The organism is uncultured Pseudoteredinibacter sp., assembly GCF_947500695.1.
Lineage (GTDB): Bacteria > Pseudomonadota > Gammaproteobacteria > Pseudomonadales > Cellvibrionaceae > Pseudoteredinibacter.
On sequence record NZ_CANMSS010000018.1, the window covers coordinates 16950 to 42766 of the forward strand.

Annotated in this window: 24 protein-coding genes and 1 tRNA gene; 8 read left to right on the forward strand and 17 right to left on the reverse strand. The window is 45.5% G+C overall.

What is annotated here, in order from left to right; all coding sequences use genetic code 11:
• Positions 1 to 449: 449 nt before the first annotated feature.
• From gcvH to Q1A08_RS21005, 5 genes are all read right to left on the reverse strand, one after another.
• Positions 450 to 839, reverse strand: a complete 390-nt coding sequence (gene gcvH, locus Q1A08_RS20985) for a glycine cleavage system protein GcvH (protein WP_299776361.1) — start codon at positions 837 to 839, stop codon at positions 450 to 452.
• A gap of 32 nt (positions 840 to 871) precedes the next feature.
• Complete coding sequence (gene gcvT, locus Q1A08_RS20990) at positions 872 to 1960, reverse strand: glycine cleavage system aminomethyltransferase GcvT (RefSeq protein ID WP_299776362.1); 1089 nt, start codon at positions 1958 to 1960, stop codon at positions 872 to 874.
• Between the two features lie 321 nt (positions 1961 to 2281).
• Positions 2282 to 2986 (reverse strand): DUF481 domain-containing protein, encoded by a 705-nt coding sequence (locus Q1A08_RS20995; RefSeq protein WP_299776363.1) that lies wholly within the window; start codon positions 2984 to 2986, stop codon positions 2282 to 2284.
• A gap of 208 nt (positions 2987 to 3194) precedes the next feature.
• A complete protein-coding gene (locus Q1A08_RS21000) occupies positions 3195 to 4907 on the reverse strand; it encodes an iron ABC transporter permease (RefSeq protein ID WP_299776364.1) in 1713 nt (570 codons plus the stop codon).
• Positions 4908 to 4992: 85 nt separating this feature from the next.
• Complete coding sequence (locus tag Q1A08_RS21005) at positions 4993 to 6096, reverse strand: extracellular solute-binding protein (protein WP_299776365.1); 1104 nt, start codon at positions 6094 to 6096, stop codon at positions 4993 to 4995.
• A 155-nt stretch (positions 6097 to 6251) separates the two neighbouring features.
• Between Q1A08_RS21005 and mutY the strand changes: the two genes are divergently transcribed.
• The 3 genes from mutY to Q1A08_RS21020 all read left to right on the forward strand — a co-directional run bounded on the left by mutY (position 6252) and on the right by Q1A08_RS21020 (position 7898).
• Positions 6252 to 7340, forward strand: coding sequence for an A/G-specific adenine glycosylase (gene mutY, locus Q1A08_RS21010; protein WP_299776366.1), 1089 nt, complete (start codon positions 6252 to 6254; stop codon positions 7338 to 7340).
• Between the two features lie 77 nt (positions 7341 to 7417).
• A complete protein-coding gene (locus tag Q1A08_RS21015; protein ID WP_299776367.1) occupies positions 7418 to 7690 on the forward strand; it encodes an oxidative damage protection protein in 273 nt (90 codons plus the stop codon).
• A gap of 132 nt (positions 7691 to 7822) precedes the next feature.
• Positions 7823 to 7898: transfer RNA gene (locus Q1A08_RS21020), tRNA-Phe, on the forward strand.
• A gap of 89 nt (positions 7899 to 7987) precedes the next feature.
• Here Q1A08_RS21020 and Q1A08_RS21025 read toward each other — a convergent pair.
• The 11 genes from Q1A08_RS21025 to Q1A08_RS21075 all read right to left on the reverse strand — a co-directional run bounded on the left by Q1A08_RS21025 (position 7988) and on the right by Q1A08_RS21075 (position 17779).
• Positions 7988 to 9040 carry a hypothetical protein gene (locus Q1A08_RS21025; RefSeq protein WP_299776368.1) on the reverse strand — a complete coding sequence of 351 codons (1053 nt, stop codon included), beginning with the start codon at positions 9038 to 9040 and terminating at the stop codon, positions 7988 to 7990.
• Positions 9030 to 10025, reverse strand: coding sequence for a tyrosine-type recombinase/integrase (locus Q1A08_RS21030; RefSeq protein ID WP_299776369.1), 996 nt, complete (start codon positions 10023 to 10025; stop codon positions 9030 to 9032). Before Q1A08_RS21030 ends, Q1A08_RS21025 begins: the two co-directional genes overlap by 11 nt.
• Before the next feature lies 1 nt (position 10026).
• A complete protein-coding gene (locus Q1A08_RS21035) occupies positions 10027 to 11301 on the reverse strand; it encodes a hypothetical protein (RefSeq protein ID WP_299776370.1) in 1275 nt (424 codons plus the stop codon).
• 76 nt (positions 11302 to 11377) lie between these two features.
• Entirely contained in the window at positions 11378 to 12613 is a 1236-nt protein-coding gene (locus tag Q1A08_RS21040) for an isoprenylcysteine carboxylmethyltransferase family protein (RefSeq protein WP_299776371.1), read from the reverse strand.
• 19 nt (positions 12614 to 12632) lie between these two features.
• Complete coding sequence (locus Q1A08_RS21045; RefSeq protein ID WP_299776372.1) at positions 12633 to 13802, reverse strand: zonular occludens toxin domain-containing protein; 1170 nt, start codon at positions 13800 to 13802, stop codon at positions 12633 to 12635.
• Between the two features lie 2 nt (positions 13803 to 13804).
• Positions 13805 to 14134 (reverse strand): DUF2523 family protein, encoded by a 330-nt coding sequence (locus tag Q1A08_RS21050; RefSeq protein ID WP_299776373.1) that lies wholly within the window; start codon positions 14132 to 14134, stop codon positions 13805 to 13807.
• A gap of 3 nt (positions 14135 to 14137) precedes the next feature.
• Positions 14138 to 16318, reverse strand: coding sequence for a hypothetical protein (locus Q1A08_RS21055; RefSeq protein ID WP_299776374.1), 2181 nt, complete (start codon positions 16316 to 16318; stop codon positions 14138 to 14140).
• A gap of 133 nt (positions 16319 to 16451) precedes the next feature.
• Positions 16452 to 16676 carry a major capsid protein gene (locus Q1A08_RS21060; RefSeq protein WP_299776375.1) on the reverse strand — a complete coding sequence of 75 codons (225 nt, stop codon included), beginning with the start codon at positions 16674 to 16676 and terminating at the stop codon, positions 16452 to 16454.
• A gap of 89 nt (positions 16677 to 16765) precedes the next feature.
• The gene (locus Q1A08_RS21065; RefSeq protein WP_299776376.1) at positions 16766 to 17017 is read right to left on the reverse strand and encodes a hypothetical protein; all 252 of its coding nucleotides are present in this window, start codon (positions 17015 to 17017) and stop codon (positions 16766 to 16768) included.
• A gap of 97 nt (positions 17018 to 17114) precedes the next feature.
• A complete protein-coding gene (locus Q1A08_RS21070) occupies positions 17115 to 17420 on the reverse strand; it encodes a hypothetical protein (protein WP_299776377.1) in 306 nt (101 codons plus the stop codon).
• Positions 17421 to 17542: 122 nt separating this feature from the next.
• Positions 17543 to 17779, reverse strand: coding sequence for an excisionase family DNA-binding protein (locus Q1A08_RS21075; RefSeq protein WP_299776378.1), 237 nt, complete (start codon positions 17777 to 17779; stop codon positions 17543 to 17545).
• A gap of 172 nt (positions 17780 to 17951) precedes the next feature.
• Between Q1A08_RS21075 and Q1A08_RS21080 the strand changes: the two genes are divergently transcribed.
• The 5 genes from Q1A08_RS21080 (at position 17952) to Q1A08_RS21100 (ending at position 23431) form a co-directional block, all read left to right on the forward strand.
• The gene (locus Q1A08_RS21080) at positions 17952 to 18179 is read left to right on the forward strand and encodes a helix-turn-helix transcriptional regulator (protein WP_299776379.1); all 228 of its coding nucleotides are present in this window, start codon (positions 17952 to 17954) and stop codon (positions 18177 to 18179) included.
• Between the two features lie 70 nt (positions 18180 to 18249).
• Complete coding sequence (locus Q1A08_RS21085; protein ID WP_299776380.1) at positions 18250 to 18513, forward strand: hypothetical protein; 264 nt, start codon at positions 18250 to 18252, stop codon at positions 18511 to 18513.
• A gap of 77 nt (positions 18514 to 18590) precedes the next feature.
• Positions 18591 to 19994 (forward strand): AAA family ATPase, encoded by a 1404-nt coding sequence (locus Q1A08_RS21090; protein ID WP_299776381.1) that lies wholly within the window; start codon positions 18591 to 18593, stop codon positions 19992 to 19994.
• A gap of 2 nt (positions 19995 to 19996) precedes the next feature.
• Positions 19997 to 20662, forward strand: a complete 666-nt coding sequence (locus Q1A08_RS21095) for a hypothetical protein (RefSeq protein ID WP_299776382.1) — start codon at positions 19997 to 19999, stop codon at positions 20660 to 20662.
• Positions 20663 to 21625: 963 nt separating this feature from the next.
• The gene (locus Q1A08_RS21100; RefSeq protein ID WP_299776383.1) at positions 21626 to 23431 is read left to right on the forward strand and encodes an AAA family ATPase; all 1806 of its coding nucleotides are present in this window, start codon (positions 21626 to 21628) and stop codon (positions 23429 to 23431) included.
• Between the two features lie 184 nt (positions 23432 to 23615).
• Here the strand turns inward: Q1A08_RS21100 and Q1A08_RS21105 are convergent.
• The coding region (locus tag Q1A08_RS21105; RefSeq protein ID WP_299776384.1) for an Ig-like domain-containing protein at positions 23616 to 25817 on the reverse strand (2202 nt) is incomplete at its 5' end.

Below are 25817 nucleotides of genomic sequence, written 5' to 3' on the forward strand. Positions count from 1 at the left end.
ACACCCTGCATGAACAAAGGGGTCAGAACCCACGGGTTCTGACCCCGGCTCGAAGCCGCATCACCTAAATTCAGCCAACCCATCAATAAAAATCGCCAAGTCACAGAGCCGCCCTACAAGTAGCCCCAAAACTAAAAACCAAGCACAGACTCAACGGCTAAAACCACATAAAGCCTAGAAACAAACACCCTGCATGAACAAAGGGGTCGGAACCCAAGGGTTCTGACCCCGGCTCGGAGCCGAGGGGCTAAAATCTAGCGAAATTCAAAGGCCACTAGATTAGCTAGTACTAAATATTTGCGGAGCGCAAAAGACAAAACAAAGCTGGGAAAACAGGCCGTGAACAGCCAAACAATCAATGCCAAGAGAAGGCAGCGGAAGCGATAAAACTTAAAAGAGAAACTTTCTAGAAATAGGGTCAGAACCTACAGGTTCTGACCCTGCAAGACTTATGCGTCTTCGCAAACCTCGCGGTAGGCATCTGCATCTAATGCAGCGTCAAGCTCAGAAACGTCAGCTGGCTTAACTTTAAAGAACCAACCATCGTCATAAGGAGAGCTGTTTACGGTTTCTGGCTCATCTTCCAAAGCTTCGTTTACCGCTACAACTTCACCGGTAAGAGGCGAGAAGATATCGGAAGCGGCTTTTACAGATTCAACAACACCCGCTTCTTCGCCGGCGTTAACCTGTGAACCCACCTCTGGTACTTCAACATAAACAACATCGCCTAGGCTATCTTGGGCGTGATCAGAAATGCCAACTGTTACAGTGCCGTCAGCTTCTACACGCGCCCACTCATGGCTCGATAGATACTTAATTTCATTGCGCACTTCACTCATGGACTAATCCTCTGCTATCTCTACTGTATTAATTAAAAAACTTGCTTACCGTTACGGACGAAGCTCGGCTTAATTACCTTAACTTCTACTTGTTTATTTCTCATTTCAACTAAACAAGTATCACCAATCTCTTTGGGCACTCGCGCCATGGCAATAGAATAGCCTAAAGTCGGCGAGAATGTACCACTGGTAATTTCACCAGTAGCCTCAACACCCGGCACAATAACTTTCTGGTGAGCACGTAAAACGCCTTTTTGCTCCATCACCAAGCCTACCAACTTCTCTTTAACACCGGTTTCTTTGGCGGCCTCCAAGGCTTTGCGACCGATAAAGTCACGATCTTCAGGTGCCCAAGCAATGGTCCAAGACATATTGGCTGCCATTGGCAGAATAGCCTCATCCATGTCGCTTCCGTATAAGTTCATGCCTGCCTCTAGGCGCAAAGTATCACGAGCACCCAAACCACAAGGCGCTACATCAGCAGCGACTAGATCTTTCCAAAACTGCACAATAGCGGCTTCTGGGACCATAATTTCTAGGCCATCTTCACCGGTATAACCGGTACGAGCAATAAACCAGCCATCAACTTCCAAGCCTTGGAATACCGACAGAGAATTAACCACCTCAGCCTTATTACCACCTAAAACGGCGGCAACCTTAGCTATTGCTTCTGGGCCCTGCACAGCCAGCATAGAAAGCTCTGGACGCTCACTCAGCTCTACTTCAAATGCTGCGGCCTGCTCATTCATCCAAGCCAAATCTTTCTCGCGAGTAGCGCAGTTCACAACAGTGCGGTACCAACCGTCCATATTGTAAACAATCAGATCATCGATCACCCCACCCTGCTCATTCAGCATACCGGTGTACATAGCCTTACCAGTAACGGAGCTAATCTTCTCAACATCATTGGCCAGCAAATAGCGTAGAAAGTCTTTCGCGCCAGCGCCTTTCACGTCAACAATGGTCATATGGGACACATCAAACATGCCCGCCTCACGGCGCACCTTGTGATGCTCCTCTACCTGAGAGCCATAGTTGATTGGCATATCCCAACCGCCAAAATCAACAATTTTGCCGCCTGCGGCTTCGTGCTCTGCGAACAATGCAGTCTTATTACCCATTACGCTACCCATCCAGTTAAGCCCCAGCCCAGGGGGTAAATACCCTTACACACTACTTGAAACCACCCGTTTTCGGCATGTTTCCCATAATGCACATTGTGTTTCCAATAATAGAAAAACGGCATTGTACTGGTATTAGCAGCAAAGGCAATCACCCCCAGGATAAGGGTAAACTCAATGGATAATTTGGACGCTAAAGGAAGACTGATAATCGCTAGAGAAGTGAGCAAGCGCCCCCAGACAACAAGAGGACGCCGCCAATACAGCCCCTTCAGATCAAGACTGCATCAAGCTCTCAAGTTAGAGCTTAGAAGTTTGAGCCTAGAAGTTATAGTTCAAAGATACCGTAGTATAACGATCGGTTTTCTCGGTACCTGGATCTACATCGGTATTGTGCTTGGCCAAATAGGCAATTTTTAGCGCCAGCTGCTCAGTCATGGCTACTTTTACCGCGACTTCAGCTTCAAGATAGGTATTCTCTTCACCAGCTTCGCTCAACAAGTAGCTTTCTAGCTTAGTGGTATCCGTTAGCTGCTGTTTGTAAGAAACCTTGCCTAGAATTACCGCCTCGTCTTCTTTTTCTTGATTAAGGCGACGCTCACTGCTTCGGAAACCCGCACCGACCTCTGCATCTAGAATAGTATCTTCGGTTTTAATAACGTGATAGCCCACACCACCAGTTAAGGAAGACTGGTATTCAAAAGCACTAAAGCGATCATCTTGGTAGCGATAGTTACCAAAACCGTAAACATCTTCATTAATCTCATAGCGGCTATTGAAGTTAAATGTATAAGCTTCAGCACTGGTTTTGTCATCGTTAGAAGCCGTATTAGCGCTAACCTCGGCTTTATGGGTCCAATCGTTTTGCACATAGGAGATCAACAATTTAACAGCCAAGGCTTCACTCTCAGAGTTGCCCGCCACACTGTTATAGCCAAGATCACCTTCACCTTTCCACTCACCGGCAAAGCTAACGCTAGATGCCAATAAGGCAGACACGAACAGGGTTTTATTTAATTTCAACATAGGTTCCTACTTGTATTACATTCTCTAAAAATAAAAACAGCCAACTCACCAAAGCTTAGACCAATCATTAGACGACTAAAAACAAAGCCAAGCTCAGGTTTAAGATGATGGGGAGGAAGATACTTTAAGCGGCTGAACTATAAATGAACCCTTATAGCTCAGCATAAAAATCAGGAAATAGTGGCAGATAAATTATCAAGGCAAGTAACTAGCGACGAGAGCGACGAATCATCAACACCACTGGGGCAAGACTCAGCAGCACCAAGCTTAAGGCAGGCAAGGCAGCACGCTCCCACTCCCCTTCTGAGGTCATCTCATATACACGCACCGCCAGAGTATCCCAGCCAAATGGGCGCAATAATAAAGTAGCCGGCATTTCCTTCATCACATCTACCAACACTAAAAGCATGCCAGCAAATATACCGGGCGATAGCATTGGTAAATATACCCGCCACAACAACTGCCATTTATTGGCGCCCAAGCTTTGTGCTGCTTCTTGAAAGCTAGGTTTTAAACGCTCGAAGGAAGACTGAATAGGCCCAAGCCCCACGGTAAAAAAGCGTACGCAGTAAGCCAGTATTAAAGCCACTACACTGCCCACCAATATTTGCTTAGGCGGCATATCCAGTAACGCCCGCACCGGCGCCACCAATACAGAATCCACTTTGGCGAAAGACAACATAATACCCACAGCAAGCACAGAGCCAGGAAAGGCATAACCCAAGCTTGCCGCACGCATTGCAAAACCTTTTGCGGAAATATTACCCAGCTGGCGCTGTCCAAAAGCCACCGCGATTGCCAAGCTCACCGTTAAGCTTGCAGCAATTGCCCCCAAGGCGAAGGTATGTAAAACCAAATCTATATAGCGCTGATCCAAACCACCAAGACCAGTTTCCACCACCCAAAACAGCAGCTGGCCAACCGGAATAACAAAAGCCAAAACAAATATCAGCAAGCAGTAACCAGTGGCTAAATAAGCCCGCGCGCCTTTTAATTTAAAACGCTCCCGCTCTTGAGCCGGCACCTCAAATAAACGACCGCCACCGCGTGCTTTTTGCTCGGCAAACAAAGCCAAGGCTACAAATAACAACAATACCGAAGCTAGCTGCGCTGCCGCTGGCAAATTAAAAAAACCAAACCAAGATTTATAAATAGCAGTGGTAAAAGTATCGTAATTAAAAACCGCAACCGCACCAAAATCTGCCAAGGTTTCCATCAGCGCCAAGGCGGCTCCCGCTGCAATAGCTGGGCGCGCCATAGGCAACGCTACCGACCAAAAAGCCTGCAATGGTGTGCGCCCCAACATACGCGCCGCATCTACCAAACCACGCCCCTGACTCATAAAAGCACTGCGACTTAGCATATATACATAAGGGTAGAGCACCGCACTTAAGACTAAGCTCACCCCACCTGCACTGCGAATTGAAGGCACACGAAAATCGCTACCAAACCATTCACGTAATTGAGTTTGTACAGGGCCACTAAAATCAAACAAACCCAGCGCCACAAAAGCAACCACATAAGTTGGGATTGCTAATGGCAGCATCAAGCCCCAATCGAGCCAGCGCCTCCCCGGGAACTCGCAAACCGAAACCAGCCAAGCCAAACTCACCCCTAAAAAGATGGCGATACTGCCAACACCAATGCACAGCTTTAAAGTATTGCTCAACAAGGTACCAAGCTGGGTTTGAATAAGGTGAGCCCAAATATCGCTTTGATCGCTAGTCCAGCTTAGGGCAATGACCAAAATTGGCATTAATACTAAAGCCGCCGCAAACCAAGCCGGTAAACGCCAGAAATGCTTACGCCATTTTGTAGATTGAGCATTCACAAAGAAGGACTCTTTGTTCGCTGAGGGCTGATTAGAATCATCATTAGATGGTTGATCAGAAGGGGGCTGGGGCACGGCAATTTCACTCATGCCCCATTTTAACTGGTTTCAAGCTGCAGCAATAGCCACAGCTTGCCTACACAGTTAATTAAAAGCCTTAAAGACTAAGCCGGAATTAACGGTAGCCGGCTCGGTCCATCAACTTAACAGCATCGGCCTGCAACTTACCGGCCGCCTCAACATTAACCAAGTCAGCTTTGAAATCGCCCCATGCTTGCACTTCAGCAGAAGGCTTAACAGTTACATTCACTGGATACTCATGGTTAATCTCAGCGAACTGGCCTTGGGCCTTATCGCTAGCCAACCACTCCAATAGCTTGCGCGCTTCAGCTGGCTGCTTGGCGTGTTTGGTAATACCGGCACCAGAAATATTTACGTGTACACCACGGTCTTCTTGGTTAGGCCAGTATAGTGCCAAAGCAACATCTGGGTTTTTCTTCTTCAAACGACCAAAGTAATAAGTGTTAACAATAGTGGCGTCACACTGGCCAGCAGCTACTGCTTCCATGGCCTTGGTATCGTTTGAGAAAGGCTCGGTAGCTAGGTTTGCTACCCAACCTTTAACGATCTCTTCGGTTTTTTCTTCGCCTTGAGTCTGGATCATGGTGGCAACCAAGGATTGGTTGTACACCTTCTTAGAAGTACGCAAGCACAAGCGGCCTTTCCAATCTTCAGCGGCCAAGGCTTCGTAAGTGCTTAGATCTTCTGGTTGTACACGCTCGGTTGAATAAACAATAGTGCGAGCACGAATAGATAGGCCAAACCAATCATTGTTAGCGGCCTGCAAGTTAGCAGGCACATTGGCTTCTAATGATTCGGAATCTAAAGAAGCAAACAAGCCTTTATTGCTAGCCTGCCATAGGTTGCCAGCATCTACCGTCATAAACATATCGGCAGGGGTAGATTCACCCTCAGCAGAAAGGCGCTCCATCAATGGACCAGCCTTATCGGTAACGTAGCGCACTTCTACGCCAGTCTCAGCAGTGTATTTTTCAAACAAAGGCTTGATCAGGTGCTCTTTACGGGAAGAGTAAACAGTAACCACAGGGGCTTCTTGTGTTTCTTTGGCTTTAACTTCGGCCTTTTCTGCAACCGCAGCTGCAGTTTCAGTGGTTTCTACTGCGGGCTTACTTTCTTCTTTCTGACTACAGCCAGCAACAGCCAACGCCATCAATGCCAATGACGGAGCCCACTTTGCCTTCATTTGAATTGCCTTCATGCCAACCTCATTCTTTATGCCGAGCTTTAACGGCGGGGAACTAGAAAAGATGCAAATGATAGAGATTACTATTCAGCAATGCAATGACGACAATCAACTGTTGAGACAGGTACACTTAGCCACAAGATAAATAGCCGATAAGATAAGAAGTATCCATGAGCAACTTGCCGTCCAAATTAATGGACCCAAAGTTATTCGCCAAGCTGGTATTAGCTTGGTATGACCAACATGGCCGTAAAGAGCTTCCCTGGCAGCAGGGCATCAACCCCTACCGGGTGTGGCTTTCCGAAATTATGCTGCAGCAAACCCAAGTAGCCACGGTAATCCCCTACTTCGAGACCTTTACCCGCAAATTTCCTGATGTTTGCAGCCTAGCTAAGGCCGATATAGACGAGGTGCTACACCTCTGGACAGGCCTCGGCTACTACGCCCGCGCCCGTAACCTGCATAAGTGCGCGCAAACCGTTGCCGAGCAATACCAAGGTGAGTTTCCAGGAACAGTTGCCGAGCTAGAAGAACTGCCCGGCATAGGCCGATCCACCGCTGGTGCCATTGCCTCCATCGCCTTTGGCCAGCCAGCGGCTATTTTAGATGGCAATGTAAAACGCGTACTAGCACGGCTTCATGCTGTGGAAGGCTGGCCCGGCAATAGCAAAGTGCAACAGACCCTATGGCAAATTGCCGAGCACTACACGCCAAATAAACGTAACCCAGAATACACTCAAGTAATGATGGATTTAGGGGCCACCGTTTGTAAGCGCAGCAAGCCATTGTGCGATGCCTGCCCGCTACAGGATAGCTGCCAAGCCCACGGCCAAGGCAACCCTCAAGATTACCCAGGCAAAAAACCCAAAAAAGAAAAGCCCGTACGCGCCTGCCAAATGCTTATCCTGCAAAACCCAGCTGGCGAAGTACTTTTGCAGCAACGCCCAAGCCAGGGCATATGGGGCGGCCTTTGGTGCCTGCCAGAGCTCGCAAGCGATGCCAATATTGCCGAGCACTGCATTAGCCAACAGCTCAGTAATAGCGAGCCCGCTACCGAGCACTGGAACAGCTATCGCCATACTTTTAGTCATTACCATTTAGATATCACCCCGGTGCTGGTGCAAGTAAACCCCAAAGACAAGATTGCCGAAGCTGGCGAGCAGTGGGTAAATCCCGCCGCCCCAGGCGAGCTAGGCCTAGCTGCCCCCGTTAAAAAGCTACTAGAGCAGATAGCGGCCATACAGCAACAACTTCTTTAAAGCCCAACCAGCACAGAGATGGGCAAATGCCCTCCGGAGGGGTAAAATCCCCCTCCCTTAAATAGAAGGATATCGCCATGAGCCGTATGGTTTTTTGCCGTAAGCACAAAAAAGAACTGGAAGGCCTAGACCAACCACCCTACCCCGGCCCCAAAGGCCAAGACCTGTACGAAAACGTATCTAAACAGGCCTGGATGGAATGGATGCAGCATCAAACCATGCTGATCAATGAAAAACGTCTAAACATGATGGACATGACCGCGCGCAGCTATTTAATGGAGCAAATGGAGAAATTCTTCAGCGGCGAAGAAGTAGACCATATCGAAGGCTACGTACCCCCTAGCGAGTAAATCAACAGCCCCGCAGCCGAACAAAAATTAGACTAAAAAGCCAACAAAAAGAAAGGCTTAAATAAAGTCTTGACTCTGCGGCGGCGAACAGGTTTAATACGCGCCTCTTTACGGGAGCAACCCGTAATATTTGCCCGGATAGCTCAGTCGGTAGAGCAGGGGATTGAAAATCCCCGTGTCGGTGGTTCGATTCCGCCTCCGGGCACCATACACAAACTCTGTTAGATCAGAGACTTAAGAAGCCAGGCATTTGACCTGGCTTTTTTATGCATTTTAGAAACGAACACATTAAGTACACTAGACTGGATATCCAGACTCATGCATCACTGACTCTAGGTACTCGCGCCCAGCATCCGTTAGCTTGACCCCTCTACTAGTAGTAGGACCATCTGATATCGGAACCTCTCTAACGAGCTCCTTATCTTTCAGCCGATTGATAAGCCCGTCAACTTTATCAACGCTCATTTCTTTCAAATATTCATTGGCGAAGCGAATAGAAGCCTGGACTACGCCAGACGAGGAGCGAGCAATTATTGATAGCAAGTAAATATAATCTCTTTCGAAACCAGCTCCATATATGAATATGTAAAAGGTATCATTCACATTTTTAAGATCAAACCCGACTAAAAGGCTACGAAGGTAGAGCAGATTTATATAATGCTCAAGAAAGTGGACCGTGCCTTTCGCGGAGCTAATATCAGGCTCCGTTAGCAACACATCCCGAAGCTTGTAAGCCCCCACAGAATGCCCATTTATCATCTCTTTTAAAACTTTGGGATCTACAAGCCTACGAGTTTCTGGCCTATCAATAGACAACTCTTGCGCCAGCCTAAGCTGTTCCTGTAAGCCCAGAATCTTGTTTGACGAATCTGTTTGCTGACTACCAAGCGCGGCGTTTTGAGTATTTAATCTTTCCACATCCCCTTCGAGTTCTTCTGCTATTTTTTTGATCTTTAATAGGTCAGACAGAGGTACCAATTCCACTTCCTTCAACTTAATAATCCGATTGGAGATAGAGGTTTTTTTCTTTGCCGCATAGTGAGAAATCCAACCAGAAAAAATGGGCGAGAGCAGCAAATATAAGTAGGCAAAGACCAGTGGCAAAGCAATATTTGAAAGAAAAACATTCAAATAAACAGGAGAAACAACATCACAGGTTTCAATAAATACCTTTTGGTAGTAACAATCAATAAATTCAATTTTTGAGGTGAAACTTTCATCCGAGAGAAGTAAAAGACCTATTTTATGGTTTACGATAAGCCATGCCAATAGGAAGGACACAAAAAGCGGATTGCCCCCCCTGTCATATAAACCTGCCTTCACTTCATTGAAAATGTCTTCAACCGTCAAAACCAACCTCCTTATTTAAGGTATTTAATGGGCCATATACAAGAGCTGCCTCTAGATGATTTCGAGACATATGCGCATATCGCATAGTCACCTTAACATTAGAATGGCCAAGAATCCTTTGCAATACCATTATATCACCCCCGTTCATAATAAAATGACTCGCAAAAGTGTGCCTTAAGACATGAGACATCTGGCCAGGAGGAAGAGTTATTTTGGCTCGATGAATTGCAGAGCGAAATGCCGACAGGCAATTAGCAAAAATTCGTACAGTTCCAAATCGCCTCCTAGCGGATAAAGCCTTATACAACTTCTCATCGATAGGGACTGTTCTATTCTTTCGAGTTTTGGTTTTTACGAATCTAATGGTGTTGTTCGAGAGCTGCGCAAAAGTGAGCCTTTCCACTTCTGACCATCTAGCCCCGGTAGCCAAGCAAACCAGAACAACCCAAAACAATGATTCATTAGCGCTTTTCCTGCAGGAAACAAGCAAACGTTTTATTTGATAAGTCGTTAAATATGACAACTCAGCTTCATCCAATGGCAGTGGAGCCAAACCGACTAACGGGTTAGAGCTTAGGTACTGAGCTTTAACCAGCTTGTTAAATAAAGTCTTCAAATACACCAGATCATGGTTACAAGTGTTTGGAGAGATCCCAGAATCAAGACGTTTCTTTCTATAAGCCAAATAATGACCTGGCTTTAAATGGGATACTCTTAAGTCACCAATATCTTTGATGATATGCAGCAGCTTTCGCTTTCTTGCTTCACCATCTTTTAAATTCGCACCAAAATACTGAAACCAAATATCAACACATACCGATAATTTCGCATGATCTAATTGCAGACGCCTTTGGCCCATTAACTCTTGCTCTAACCTTTTACCTTCTGCACGAGTCTTGCAGATCCTTCTTAAGTGCGGACCATTTGTACCCTGAGGCCGACAGGAAACCAGCCAACGACCATCTTTTTGCTTTGTTACTGCCATTCTAAGCCGCTACTCCATTTATTCGATGCTCTTGAAGTCTTTTATCTACAAACTCTGTTAAGTACATATATAGCTCTGTAAGGCCATCAAAGGTATGGGCACCAAAATAACTGGCCAGCTCTTCATTAAGACCTGAACTCATAATGTATTTAACCGTTGTTTCCACATCAATACCGCGCCTTGCCATTAGCTTTACTAAGTTTCCCAACCAAAAAGCCACATTGCGTTTTGAACTGATGCTAGGTGCTTTAGCTTCACGCTTGTACATCCAGTCTATCGCCGGGGGATAGATAGAAATATCTTCCAGTAGCATCTGCCATACAGGGTGGATATAGCTGCTAGAGTGCTGGTAACGAAAGTTATTCATGGCGTACCGCCATAGGTTAGTCAGGTGTGGGATTAGGTCTTGTAAGTCACGAATTTCTAAACGCCCACCATCGGGGCCTTTAGAGCCATTGCAGAATTGCCGTATTACAGAATGGTGGAAACGCATCTCTAAGCGCTTTACCTGATCACCCGGCTGATATTCGGAAACAAAGCAATCTTCGACAGATGGAGTGCTGGCCCACTGTCTTTCCCAGAAACCTATTTTATCGCTTTTGTTAGCCTCTTCTGTTTTATCGTATAGGCAAAACTGCAGGGAGCCAGAGCTACCGAAGGTAAAGGTTTCTCCATTGCCATACACGGCAGAAATATCGTTGAGATTCCATTGGGCCTCTGAGATTGAATTAACCTTAAACTGCCTCTTAGCCTTGCAGGTAAGCTTTCTTTCAAAGTCTAGCGGAACATCAAAGCCTTTAAGGTCAACAGCGATATGAATGGCTACAGCCTCAGGCACCACCTGTATGGCAAACAACTGCCCTATCTTCACCATTTCTTGGCACAGCGCCGCAGGATCACTGATTAGCAGCTTTTGGGGAGTAACTTCGATTTTCATATGTGAGGCCGATTCATCTACCTCAGCAAAGAAGCTTTTGAGCAGGACAACATAGCCGTAATCTAGGTTTTTCAGTATGTATTGATAACCGCTTGACTTAGACGAGCGTGTCACCATCCAATCGATGCCACCCAAGGTGATAAAAGGGCGCGCCCTTGCTGCTTTCATATCTTCTAGCTGATCAATGACGTGGCGCTTGGGAATACAGTTATACAACTGCTTTAAGGTATCAATGCCAGAGTGCAAAACTCGCACATTGGATAAGTCGTAAGATTCAGAGCCGGACTTATTAGTAAAAACGTTATCGTCTCGTTGCCATGTTTTATTTTCGTTTCTCATTAAAGTTACCTTCAAAGTGGGAAAAGTGGGATTTATGTCGGTACGTGTTTTACAGTGCAGAGCACCCCCCTATTTATTAACGTGTTACAAGGACGTTAGCCGCTGGATGGCGGCTATTGGCTGCCGCCAGTAAGCCGCCATTCCAGCGATTGTGGATTGCTTTTTTGTACTGCAGGTAAACAGGGTCACTTGATAGATGTTGCTCTTCTGTCTTAGCCCTTAGGTAATAAATGCCATTCAACATAGCTAGGGCTAAACAACACTTGGTAGCACTCTCTACATCGCTCACAACAACGAACGGCACAGAAATAAGCCACCAGCTTAAATTCTTACAAACGTAAGCAGGATGCTTTAGATAGCGGTATGGGCCAGCTGTAATAATTCCGCGGTTAGTCAGGTTAGAAAAGCGCAAACCAAAAGCCACAGTCGACATCGTGTAAACAGCGGTAAGGGCCAGAATGGCGATGCCCCATAGGTAGAGCAGAAACTGATGATCACTAAGCCACTGATGCCATTTCAGGCCATTGCCGTACTGAATATAGAACTTTGAAACAAACGACCAAAATGGTTGATAGCAGGCCAGCGCAACAGACCAACCTAACAATGTACTTTGGGCGGTTCTGATATGCGCACCAAAAATTTTTAAAGTACACAAGTAAGCCACCACCACAAAAATCAAATCCACGTAGTACAACAAACCTATCGCGATATCGAACAGCTGCAGGAAAGTGACAGTATCAAAATTAATAGATAGAGATTTTAGCCAGGTGATTTTCCCCAATGCATAGACATACATTAGAGGATAGAAAAAACCTTTAACGGCCCAGCCTAAAAAGTGGTGCTTGAGCTCTTCTTTTTTTAGGTAGCTAGAGTCACCCAGTAACAGCCGGCCTAAGGCATAGTACGAATCTTTGCTGTCATCGATACGCGAAACAACAAAGCCAATATAAAACGGAGATGCCAGCAATAAGAACGGGCCAAAGTCTTTGCAGAGTTTGTAAAACGGTGCATAGAACCGGCCGGAGTATTCGGGAAGCAACCAATAAAAAAACGCTACCGAAAATACTGTAAGTAGCATCCCAAGTAAGCGGGGCAGTATTTCGGTAGCAACCAAAGGTGTTTTCTTACGGATCACCATCCTTGGTGAGCTTCTATATTCACTCCAAGCCATAGGTAAAAACAAGACCAAGGCAACGATTTGGAGGACATTTTCGTCTGACAGCGATGAAATGCGAATTAACGCGACAAGAACAATGGACGATAAGAGCAGGCCTAATAGGTTTGCCCGGATATCAGAGGCGGACTTTGGCATTGTGGGATACCTTAACGAGTTATAACTTTGGCTTATCAGCGGGGAATGGATCGGATTCACGACGTTTTCTGAACCCTTCCGTATCGTGCATGATGAAGGCTTGGGGACGACGGCGACGGTATTCCTGTGCCGCTCGCTGACCTTGTGTTAATGGTCGTGTTTGAGTTTCAGACACATGAGCAAAGCCATTAGGTATTTCATCTCTAGCATCCGGGCGAGTCGGATCAAAGAAGCCGCCTTTAACTACAGCCTTACAGATGGCTGCACTCACATTCATTCTTGTGCCTTGTTGCGAGAAGCAGTGACAGCCCTTCATTTTGCTGGTGGACTCAGGCCTATCGTGATCACTCCAGTTAACGCAATTCGGCCTTGGATAAGTAACCGGCTGCATTACTTCTCGATACACAGGTGCTGTCCATGGCATGCCTTCAACCTCAGGCGTGTACGCTTGGATATAGGTCATTTCTGTTGGATCTTTCACAGAGTTCAACGGGGCATTGGCGGGATCAGCTAAGCCCTTATTGAATTGCTCTTGATTCGGCTCTGTTGGTGGTGCTGGAGATATTTGAACGTAGGCGTAATAGACCATACCTAGGCATAGAGCCAACGCACCAAAGAACATAGCAATGCGACCTTTGGGAAGCTGCAATTTATGTGTGTGCTGATCAGCAGAGTGATATTTACCGAAGTACTTTTTATCAAGCTTGCAGATCACCACATTGGCGTTTTTACGCTCTGATGGTGAATTTACATTGTCACAACAGCGAGGCCACATAAAACGATTAACAGCGGAAGAACCAAAGATTCGATCATAGTGATGATGTTCATTGATCAGACCTTTAATAAACGGATCAACCTGACCACTTACCTTTTGGTTGATCAGTAGAATGTCCATTCCCTTGTGACGGTGTACGGCCAATTCTTTTACATGCTTAGGTGGTTGTTTAGAAGCATGGCGAACAGGGAAAACGTTGTAGGCCTCATCAAAAATAATCACCGAGCCCGACGGCAAGTCAGGCCACTTGAACGCCTCTTCTTCAGTGAGCTCTGTCCAGCCAAATGATTCATCAAGGTCTTTAATACCAAAATAGTAAACAGGGCGATCTTTGAAGCGCTCTTCTTCAGCCACGAACTTGATCGTATTGAGTGTTTTACCTTGTCCGGGTGTACCGGTAATTTGATATAGCATGACTATTTACTCTGTCCGAATACAATACGGTTATAGGCACCGCGTATTTGTCGAATCCCTACAGCTGCAACGTAAGCCGACATGACGATATTCACGCAATCGAAAAAGCCCATCATGCTAGCCACTTGTTGAGCCTCACCAGAAACAGCACCAAGCGCCCTATTCAAGTAAGTGATGATTTGATTCATAGCCGCATCGATAGCCACAAAAGAAATAATGGTCATTCCTAAGGCCGTGATGGTTCGCATAATCGCGTGAGCAACCAGCGCACGAACCACAAAGGCCACTATCGAAGGGAGAGCGAGCGCACCATATACAACGGGTAAAGGCATTGTTTAATCCTCCGTTATCGACTTAAACAAGATATGGAAGGCCGCCAGATACGCCGCTAGGTACATCAACATCGATATGTATTCGAACAACTTACAGATGTACTTAATGTCGATATCGATCTGGCTGCCAAAGATAGAAATGGGCGGTATGGGATAGCATTGCTCCCCCAGAGATTTACCGCCCAACCCGGCAGGGAACAAATTGTTAAGAACTTGGTTGATTTGATTACTTGGGTCTAAGGCTCTTTTTTCGCCGAGAAAGTTGTCGACCAATTCAGAATCGGTAGTCACCTCAGCTTCAACGAAGGCTTTTTCAAAATCTTCTAACTTGCCTTCTTCACCGCAAATTAATGTGTGCTGCTGTTTGAGCATTTCACACTGGATGGTTCCCTCCGTGCATTCGGGTTCGCTACCCTCTTCACACTTACCCGCTGTATAGCCCTCGTTCTGGCAACGACTTTCCCAAGTCTGTAATTGAATGCCACACATGACCGGATCATCACCCGCGCAAACAGGCTCAGCATCGCAAGAACCGCCCGTTGGAGTTGTGCCGCCTTCGCCCTCGCCTTCACCTTCACCCTCACCAGAACCGCTAGAGCTAGCCCCGCCGGATGAACCATCGGTACCGGGACAACGGTCATAGCGGAACCTAGAATTTGAACACTCTGGATCATTTGGGAATGGGTCGGTGCTATCAGGATCACCATCACAATCCGCATCATTTGGACAAGAGCCACCAGAAGTGCTTGAACTAGCTGGAGGCACACCACTGCTTGACGTGGAACCCGAGCTTGACGACGTACCGGAAGGCACACCGCTTGTGCTAGAGCCGGAAGAACTCGAACTTGTTGTACCGTCGCCGTCGCCATCACCCGATGAAGAGCCAGAAGAGGTAGAACTTGAGTTAGGGTTCGCTGGACAGTCAGCCAAATCCCAAACGGGTACGCCACTGCCAACACAAATTAATGGAGGGTTTCGATCACAACTTCCACCTAAAGGCGGCCAACCATCTTGGCAAATATTGGGCTGTGGGCAATCGTCACCTGTGCAATATGGGTCAGGGTCACAACGACCAGAGGAATCTGGGGGACTACCATTTGGGCACGAATAGACTGGACCATCCCAAGGGTCTACAGGATCACCAGAGCTTGAACCGTTACTGGATGATGAGCTACCGCTTGACGTTGAACTGCCTGAAGAAGAGCCGGTACTTGAGCCTGATGAAGAACTTGTACCACTACCCGATGTAGAGCCAGAACCGCTGGAAGATGACGAGCCACCACCAGAGCTAGAGCCACCCGAAGTTGAAGACGTACCAGAGCCAGACGTTGACCCCGAACTAGAACCTGTACTTGAAGAACCATCGCCCGATGAAGAACCTTCACCGTCACCAGAGGAAGAACCCTCCCCCTCACCATCGCCCGATGAGGAACCATCGCCATCACCTGAGGAAGAGCCACCGCCTGAAGTAGAACCGTCGCCATCGCCTGACGACCCACTTGGTGCACCGCCAGAACTAGAACCACCACCTGAACTTGAACCACCGCCGCCTGAACTTGAGCCGCCGCCTGATGTACTGGAAGTACTACTGGTTGAAGAAGTACTTGTTGTACTGGTAGAACCGTCGGAGCTTGAACCTGTAGTAGAACCGCTAGAACTTGAGCTTGAACCGTCACCACTACTTGAACCCGAAGAACTGCCTGACGTACTAGAACCGTTTGAAGAAGTGGACGAACTGGAAGACGAGCCACTTGTAGAACTTCCACCTGGGCCCGGGCATTTGAATTGATCATAACTTGTAGAATTACAATCAGGGTCATTAGGGTGCGGATCTTGGTCGTCCGGCTCGCCGTCGTTATCATCGTCCGGATCGCTTTCGTCCGGATCACCATCTTCGTCGTTATCGTCCTTACAAATACCGCCGTCCTTCGCTGGATCAGAGGTTTGTTTTTCCTTACAGCGGCCATAAAAGTAATGGGTTTGCACAACCCCGGGGGAAATTTCTTCACTCGGGCCAATATACCGATAGCTGCCTGCGTAATAGCAATATTCACCACCTTTTGCGGCCTTACATGCTCTAGATGCATCACCTTTGGTTCCATAGTGATGCCTAATAACAATATTATTTGCGAAAGCGAACGAAGGAATAATTAACAAGGCTGCCAGTAGAAGAATCAATCTCATGGTTTGAGCCCTAAGAATCGAAAAGTATTTTCATGCCTGTGAGCCAGACAAGGAGGATGTACATAGAAAGCATGGGAAAGCCCTCTTAAAAAATCTCCCCTCCCCTGTTACCAGAGGAGAGGAGCAACGGGCATTAGCGCTTAACTAGACCGTATAGGGAGCGACCAACCAAGAACAACACACCGAAGCCAAGCATGGCCACAATGATGGTTTCTACAGCGGTTTCGCCAGCTTCGATTTCAGTAACAACAGCCGCCGTATCGATGGCCGCTTGAGCACCGTTTGCTAACGCAAAAGTACCGGCAACGAACAAAGCTTTGTCAGCGTGATTACGGGCACGGGCAAGTAGTTTTTTCATGGGTATATACCCCTCTCTTTGATTAAAGTTAAATGCACTTTTTGTGCTCTTTTGCCCGATCTATATATTGTTGTTTTACTTCTAGTGGCTTATTCAGTTTTTGTATTTTTGAATAAGCCGAATAAGTTTTTCCCTATCCAGCAGACAGCAAGGAAAGTTGTCGTTGCTGCCATAATTGCGCCGATTTCGGCTTGTTCTAATTCTGGAAAAGGTGGTGGTACTTGTTCAGCCACTTTGGAAACCAACTCAGCTTCTGTGATGGTTTGCAGAGTCCCTGCACAACGAACATTGTTGTTATTAATCTTGGTGAAGTTGCTATCGCAATATAGAAAACCCGCCATGATTGATTCCTTTGCTACCGCGCTACGCTTGCTAGATCAGTGTTCGGTTTGAAAGGCCGCAAATAAGCAGGCCTTTCAAATCCGCTCCACCGATCAATTACTGGGTCTTAGCCGGAGCTTGGCGAGCTGGTGCAACAGGCTTAATACCAATGCAGTGCTGCCCCATCTTTCCGCCAGCTGCCTTTTTAAGGCGTACTGAGATAGTGGCGTCGAACGGGTACTTATCGGATTTCATTTCCTCGTACACACGCTCATCACAAGAGACCTTCATAATCTCGATGCCTTTAGCGTTTTGTTCGGACTCATCTTCTACATGCTGACCAACGTACAGAGACGCGAAAGCCTGACCTTCCATACGAGCGATAGAGCCACCGTAAACTTGAACATTCATTTGTTGATTCATCGTGTTTTCCTCTTTGGTTTCTGCCTAAGTTTTTAAACTCGACCGGCAGTCGTTAATCGAGTCAGGGATTTAAGAAGCGCCGCCCAGAGATGTCCCACACACCGAAGCCCAAGCGACGCAAATCAGGAGCCTGAGTATTCACCCGACTCAAAAAATTCTTTTCCGGCTTTTAGTTCGTCTTGAAGCAGACTGAGATTGACTAAGCGTTGGCGTCCGATTTTGACGCTGGGTAAGGTGCCAGCTTGGATCCAGCCCCTTACCGTATCCTTGGTAGTACCGCAGTAAGTGGCGAACTGCTCTTGCCCCATAACTGGCGGCAAAACAGACAGTTGTACTGGTGTACGAAAGTTACTTTCCATTTCTATGCCTTAGCTTGTTTTGAACCTGCACGAGTTTTGATATGCTCGTTGCTGCATGTTTGTTCATAAGTAGATTTATCGTGTTTAATATACACGCTATAAATTACCGGGTCCATTAAACACGATATTGTATTTTTCTATGATGCAGGAAAGGCTCATTGAGCTAATTAATATGGAATCATCAGAGCGACTGAGGTTCTCAAAATTTGCAGAGAAAACTGGTTTGAGTCGAGACATCATTAAGAACCTCTACCACGGAAAACAGAGGTTTAACGAGGAACATATCGAAGCGATATGCTCTACATTTCCAACGTTTAGATATTGGTTTGTTTTTGGCGAAGAAGCCCCAGAGATAGGCCAAGTAAGCCCGTCGACAGAAAAGATTCCAACTACCGGTTAGCCAGGGAAACCGCATGCAAAATTAACAACATGTGGTTTAGTAGAAGAGGTAGTAAGGAAGGCAAGAAGGAATGAAAAAAAAACTATACAAGGTAGTTGGAAGCGCTACAGGCCTGAAGGGCCTAGAAGAAGCCGTCATGGAAAAAATGGCTGAAGGCTGGCAACCAATTGGTGGCCTAGCCTTCAACCAAGGATACCCCTACCAAGCGATGGGCAAAGTTGTAGACCCAGAAGCTAGATACAAGCCAGCTCCGTCAGATAAGAAAGAGCAGGAAATCAAACCTAAAAGCCTTTCTGCGAACGAGGCCAATAGAAAATTGGATAATTTGACATAGGGCCTAAATACAGTTTAGCGCGTTAACAAAAAGCTGAAGCCCACCTCCCCAAAAACTATAAAGACTCAGGAAACATTGTGAAAGTTGGCCATATAAATGGAATTATTCCATACACAGAAAAAGAAGTTGATATCAATCTGAACGGAAAAAATCTTATAATAACGGGAAAAAACGGTTGCGGAAAAACCCAACTACTCCAATCAATTTTCAACGTCCTTCAACAATCATCAAACTACGCCGACAACCACGAGAGAACGATCTCGAATCTCAAAAGCGCCATTTCTCGAAATTTAAAATATATCAAGTCACTTAAAGCAAAGCTTAACGGCCAGAAAAAAAGCGAAGATAATTTAAAAAAAGCCATAGAATTAAGACACAATTATAAAAGCGGCCCATCCCTAGATGTGATGAAAGATCAGCTTTCTGAAATTAGAAAAACAATAACATCTCTAGAAGATGCTATACAAACAAGCAGGATCAGCACCAAAGAAGCTAAAGACCATGCCAAGGATAGACTGTTAACCTATAGGTCGTATCAGGAAGACAACGGAAGCGATGTAATCAAGGAAACCGTAATTTCTTACAATGACATCAAGTCGCCTCCAAATATAAACATTTTTTTCAATGCTTTAAGAGAGCTAAGCGTAGAATCAGTAGAAAGCATACAATCTCTCGAAAAGGAAAAGGCAAACATATCGTTCCAAGTTAGAAAGGGAAAATCAAATAAGGGAAATGGAAATGCTGGTTCATTACTAGAAAGGTTTCTAGCCAACTGGGAAGTAAAAAGTGCATTGAGCGAGAGGAAAAACAACTATTCGGTCACCAAGGAGCTCGATACATGGAAGAAAAAACTAATAAGCAACCTAAAAATCCTTCTAGATGATGAATCTACAGACTTAATTTTTGATGAAAACTCCCTCAACTATCAAATATCACAGAGCGGAAAAAGCAATTTTTCTTTCAGAAACCTCTCAACAGGGTACTCTTCTGTATTAAAAGTGTTCACCGACCTCCTTATGACAACAGAAGTTTCCAGTCACACACCAGAAACTATAAACGGGTTTGTTATAATCGACGAAATTGATGCTCATTTACACCCTTCACTACAAAGAAAAATACTCCCCTTTCTAAGCAACCTATTCCCAAACATTCAGTTTATAGTCTCCACACATTCACCGTTTGTAATATCGTCGGAAAATGACACTGTTGTTTACGATCTATCATCAAGAAAACTTATCGACGCAGACTTGAGAGCATATAGCAACGAGATTATTTTACATAGCATATTCGACGTCTCAGACCACTCATTATACCTAGATGAAATACTAAACAATTTGAGCAATGAGAAGTATATAAGAGAGAACATCAGCAAAATAAGAGGATTAATAGAAAACTCAACGTTGTTAAATGATGAATCATATGTGCAACTCAGTTCTGCATACAGATCAGCTAAAAAAAAGATCGGCAAGATTGAGGACTGAAGATGTTCAATGTAAAGCGAGACGTACCAACACCAGAGTCCCTAAAAAGCGCAGGAAAGAATTACAACAACCCAGACGTACTAGAAGCCCTGAACAAAATATTTCACTCAAAGTGTTACATTTGTGAAATCAAGGAGCCGACGTCCATCGCTGTAGAGCACTTCAATGCAGACAACCCAAACAGGACAGACTGGGAAAATCTGTATTTTGCTTGCACTAGATGCAACTCCAATCTTAAAGGGAATAGATACAATAACTTGCTTGATCCTGCTGACCCGGAAACCGATGTATTCAGACTAGTACACCATCGAGCACCCTCAACCCCGAATACTGAAATAACGATTAGCAAGGCTACTGACACACCAGACTCAAAAGAAATTAGCGAGACATTAGAACTTATCAACCTAGCGTTCAACGACGCAAGTACAGGAAACCGCAGCGTATCACGCAGCTTTCTTCGTAAAAAGGTGTTTAAGGTACTAGCAAAGGTCTCAAGAGAAATAGAGAAGTGGTGTGATGAAGACACCCCAAGACACAAAAAGAAAGAAGCTGAGCAACAGATCATTCACTTCCTCAGAGTAGACCAAGAATTTTCGGCATTTATAAGGTGGCTAATTCTAGATGACCTCGAACTACAGCCCGTTTTTGGACATTATATTGAAGACTAAACTCGAAACATAAAATGGTGAAACTGGTTTAGCACCTAGCTACATTCAAGGAACACCTAGCGAACACTCAGCATGTACAACCATGCAATAACAAGCAGCCACAACCTAACAAGCCATTGTTTTCGTTGAACTAGATATTAATAGGCTTTAGAGACAGCTTTTGAAAATCCCCGTGTCGGTGGTTCGATTCCGCCTCCGGGCACCATACATTAAAAAGGCTTATCTTCGGATAGGCCTTTTTTGTTTTTATCGAGTTCATTTGTGCGGCATCGAACCTTGTTCGATTGATTCGCCCCATCCATAGGGCTCACCCTGCGGGTCGCTACCGCGATCCAAAACGACTCCTGTCGTTTTGTCCGCCTCCGGGCACCATACTTTAAAAAGGCTTATCTTCGGATAGGCCTTTTTTGTTTTTATTGGGTTCATTTGTGCGGCATCGAACCTTGTTCGATTGATTCGCCCCATCCATGAGGCTCACCCTGCGGGTCGCTACCGCGATCCAAAACGACTCCTGTCGTTTTGTCCGCATATATCGAAAAGCCCCCCTCACTGCATCGTGCTTCAACTAATCCCCCCCCAAGTTATTTAGAAAAAGAATGAGTTTTGTTATGCTCAACCTACATCGTAGCACTAAAGCACTAAGGTGCCGGCACGGAAGCCTCCCGAAAAATCAGCAAAATAGATTTATAGGGAATAGCAGTAAGGGAAGTAATTCTGTATGAAAAATAAGCTGTACAAAGTTGCAAGGAGTGCGGTTGGCCTAAATAGCCTAGAAAAAGGCGTCATGAAAAAGATGACTGAAGGCTGGAGACAACTATTCGGAGGGCCAACCTTCTACGAAGCCCCCCTTTCTCCCCGAACGAGCACTTCGAAAACTTGCCCGCCTAATGTAGAAACTCTTTCTTCAATTTCTCCACCACAGCTTAAAAGCTACTATTGGTCACCCCCCATAAGCAAGTGTATATGAACAAACAGAAGGAACTGAGAAAAATGAAAATTTCTAAAATTCATATTGAGAAATTCTTAGGAATAAAACACCTAGAAAGCACATTCAATGGCAAGCTTCAGCTTATCGCGGGACCAAACAATGCCTGTAAAAGCACAGTACTTAAAGCAATAAATTTATTTTTCACCGGAAATGATAGACACGAAAAATCAGATTACACACCTCAAAACAAATACTATGAAAGTGACCACACTAGGCCGACCACCAAGATAAGAATTCATTTCAAAGAACTGACAGATAGAGAGAAAACAACATTTAAAAATTTATGGCTTCCCAAGAAAAAAGAAATATGGATAGAGCTAAGAATAGACAAGCATGGGAGAGCAGGCTATCACACTTCAAACAGCGGCAACGGCAAGAGTGCTTTTGAGTCTCTATCAAACATTTACGACATTATGTATATACCTGCGGTAAGAGCCGGCACTAACTCCCGAGAAAATGAAAACCGAAAGCTATTCATAGCCGCCAAGGATGCTCTAGCACGACAAAGGAAAGGCGAATTAAACGAACTTCAAAAACAATTTAAACTTAGAGCCAAAGGAGTTTCTAAAGTCATAAGCGAGATCCTTACAGAAAGTACAAAAACAATCTCTAACGACTTACCAGGTGAAGCAGAAATTGGGTACGATATCCCTGAGCATGACGAAATACTAGATCTCATACTTTCTAAGACCAAGATAAAAACACGAAAGCGAGAAGATCTGACAATTGAAGACGAAGGGACTGGGTTTCAATCTCTACTCTCACTGGGACTACTACGGCATGTATCATCTAGAAATCGCAGTAGAAATTTATTGCTACTTGTTGAAGAACCCGAGGCGTTTCTCCACCCCCAACATCAAAGGTCAGTCTCTGAGTACTTAAAGGAGTTATCACTAAAAAATCAAGTTATTGTAACCACCCACTCTTCAATCCTTATAGACTCAGTAAAGATTGACAACATACTAAGACTACCAAAAAAACAGGATGGCCTAACATACAAGTGGGAATGGGATTCAAACAACATACAAGATATTGAAAAGCTATCTAGATTTTGCAACACCGAGAATAGCGAAATAATTTTTGCTGACAAGGTGATACTCTGCGAAGGAATATCTGATTTCTATATAATAAATCAAGTGAAAAAGAAGATTTTAAAGGGGGACCAGTACAAAAGGAACATTTCGACCATGGGTGGTGACGGCAGCTCGATCGTTCACGTAGCCCAACTGATGGATATATTCGAAATCCCATACCTAACAATACTAGACAAAGACTGCTACACCGAAGACAGAACTACACTGAAGAACATCTGCAAGAACAAGAATAAGCAAATAACTTCCGAAGAACATACATCTCTTGACAAGCTGAAAGCAATTGACTGCCAAACTTCCGATAATGCTGCAGACTGCAGAAGAAGGGCCAACCAACTACTAAGAGATAGAGAGATATATTGCCTTGGCGGCGACATAGAGACAGCAGTGTTACACTCTTATACCAAACAGAAATTACTCGAAGCGATAAGACCCGAGAACTTAGCCTTGATAGACAAAGCTGTCTTAAGTGAACTAAGCCAATTAAAAGCCTCTGACTATAGGAAACGAATAAATTGCATAATGGGGGCGAAAGGCTGGAATAACGACATACCTAAAAGCGCTAGAAACAAAAAAGTTAAACCTCACAATCTAAAAGCGATTGCGGAAACAAATGAGGGAGCAGAGACAAACAATAGTGACTTGCGAGCATTGAGAGAGGCCATAACAGTCTTCATTGAGAAAGGATAAGGGTGTTCAGCAGCTTACTAAGCGCACAGATAAAATGTCAAAGAGTGCGAGCATTTGTGCAGTATCTACGGCAAACTCAAAGCCACCATAGGATCTTCAAGGACATGCTAACGAGGGTGTTTTTGAAAATTCCGAGCCGGAGGCGGCTCAACACCACCTCCGGCACCATACATTAATTTTAAGCTTAGATAATATCTACAAGATCACTTTCAGTTTTAATCTCGGGCAGCTCGCTTATTGCATCATTCCAAACTAGAACGTCAGGTGCATCGCTGCTGGTTTGGGAATCTGCTTCTAGAGATTTAACATTTACTGATTTGGTTTCTAGGGCTTTTGGTAATAAAGCATCTAGATTTTGCTCTGCTTTATCTAGCGCCAGCACATCTTGTAGCTCAACGGAGTAAGAAGGCTCGTCACTGGAGGCAAAACTAAACTCTGCGCCTGAATCAGCAGTCGGCGATTCACTAAACAGAAGCTCATCTTGCTCAACCAATAAGCCCCCTGCTGTGGTTTTACTCTTGCCTGTACTCTGAGAGCTCTCTTGAACATCATCAATAGTATCTTGCTGTGCTTGTTCTGGAGCTTTCTTCAACGGCGATGAAGATACATTTTGTGTATCAAAAATTGAAACCGTTAAAGTACCCGTGCTGCTTTGGGAATCTACCACAGAGCCATTTGCGGTTTCATTCACCACGGCCGTCACTTCCAGATCGTAATCAACCGTTGCGCCATTGGCTGCGCTATTGGTGCTGCGCACAAATAGGTTATTCAGATCGGTACTGCTGATATCTACGCTGTTGTTTCCGCCACCTGCGGTGAACAACAAGGTATTGCCATCATACACTTCCCAACCATCTGGAATATTACCCAGCGTGATGGAAGCAATTGATTCTGAGCCATCGGTATCTTGCAATTGAACAGAGATACCCGAGAGCTTAATCTTCGCGCCCTCACCGCCTTTATTCAGCTCAATCGGATAGTAACCGCCAACATTACTATTGTGATTTGAGTTGCCAGCTGTTGGCCCTGGTACAAATTCAGAATACTGTGCGCCGGTTGCCTCTAGGGTATCGATATCCCTGAATACAACAACATTGCTATTACTCAAAGCTTGCGGCCCACCACCATCGAGGTGAATACGAATGGAAAAGTCGCCCGGCCCTGAATGGTTGTAAACATACGTTTCCAATGTGTAGTAACCGGAAGCTGACACAGTGTAAGTACCTGCAGCCGTATAAGAACCGGCACCCTGAGAAACAGTTTGAGCTGTTGCGGTATCGTAAGGCCCCCAAGTATTGCCATTGGTACGTAATAGCACAGTACCACCAAGCTCAATCTTAACAGCGTCATCCATATACCCAGAAAAAGAAACCGTTTGCCCTTCTTCAAGGTAGATTAATGATGTGACTTTTTGTAGCTGTCTTGCACCAATATCGGTTGCGCCATTATTGCCAGAAGCGTTGTAGGGTTGAGCAGGCGTGCTGACATTGCCGTTCAACCCAGCACTTATATTTTCCAGCTGATTACCCGCTTGCGGACCTGTAGCTGCGTTATTGTAAACTTCTCGAGTGAATCGATCAGAGCTAGGAATTTCAACCAAATCGATATGCTGGTTATTGCCACTGTTGTAATTCACCAAGGACGTATCGATCAACGCGGCATCCGCATCTGGAGTGACATCAACAGTAAAGCTCGCAGGCGCAGCGCTCCAGTCGTTGCCATCATTCACACTGAAAGTAAACGATGCGTAGTCTGCTTGCTGATCACCCGTGCCACTGCCACCATAAGCATCAGAACCGGATTCATGCTGATCAGGAACAAATTGAAGGCCTGTATTTGGCGCCGCCGTATTATTCAATTCTGCGGCAGTAATAACCTGCCCAGCGGTAACGGCAACACCGTTGAGCATCAATGTTCCGTCAGCCGGCAAGGAATCAATTCGTACCGAGGACAATTGATCGCCAGTATCAACATCCGTAAAGCCAAAATCAGAAACGCCAAGTTGAATTGCCACATCCTCATCACCCGACTTGGAGCTCGCAACAGCTTGCGGGCCCTGATTAGTGCCGGTTACTGTGATGGTAATGGTTGTTGTTGAGAAACTACCATCCGCATCTTTTAGAGTGTAACTGAATGTATCTGTCGCACTCACACCTAGCGCCAAAGATTCAGCCGCAGCACCTGGGGTGTATGTGTACGAGCCATCAGCCTGAAGTGTTAGAGAGCCCAGCGAACCCGCGATAGCCGTATTAACACCACCAGAGATATCGCCGGTTTGTGTACCAGCAACCACACCGGTAATCGCTGCTGCATCAGCGCCATCTACGTCCGCGCCACCAACATCGGTGCGAACGTTACCGATTGCGTTATTATCCGCATCAGTTGA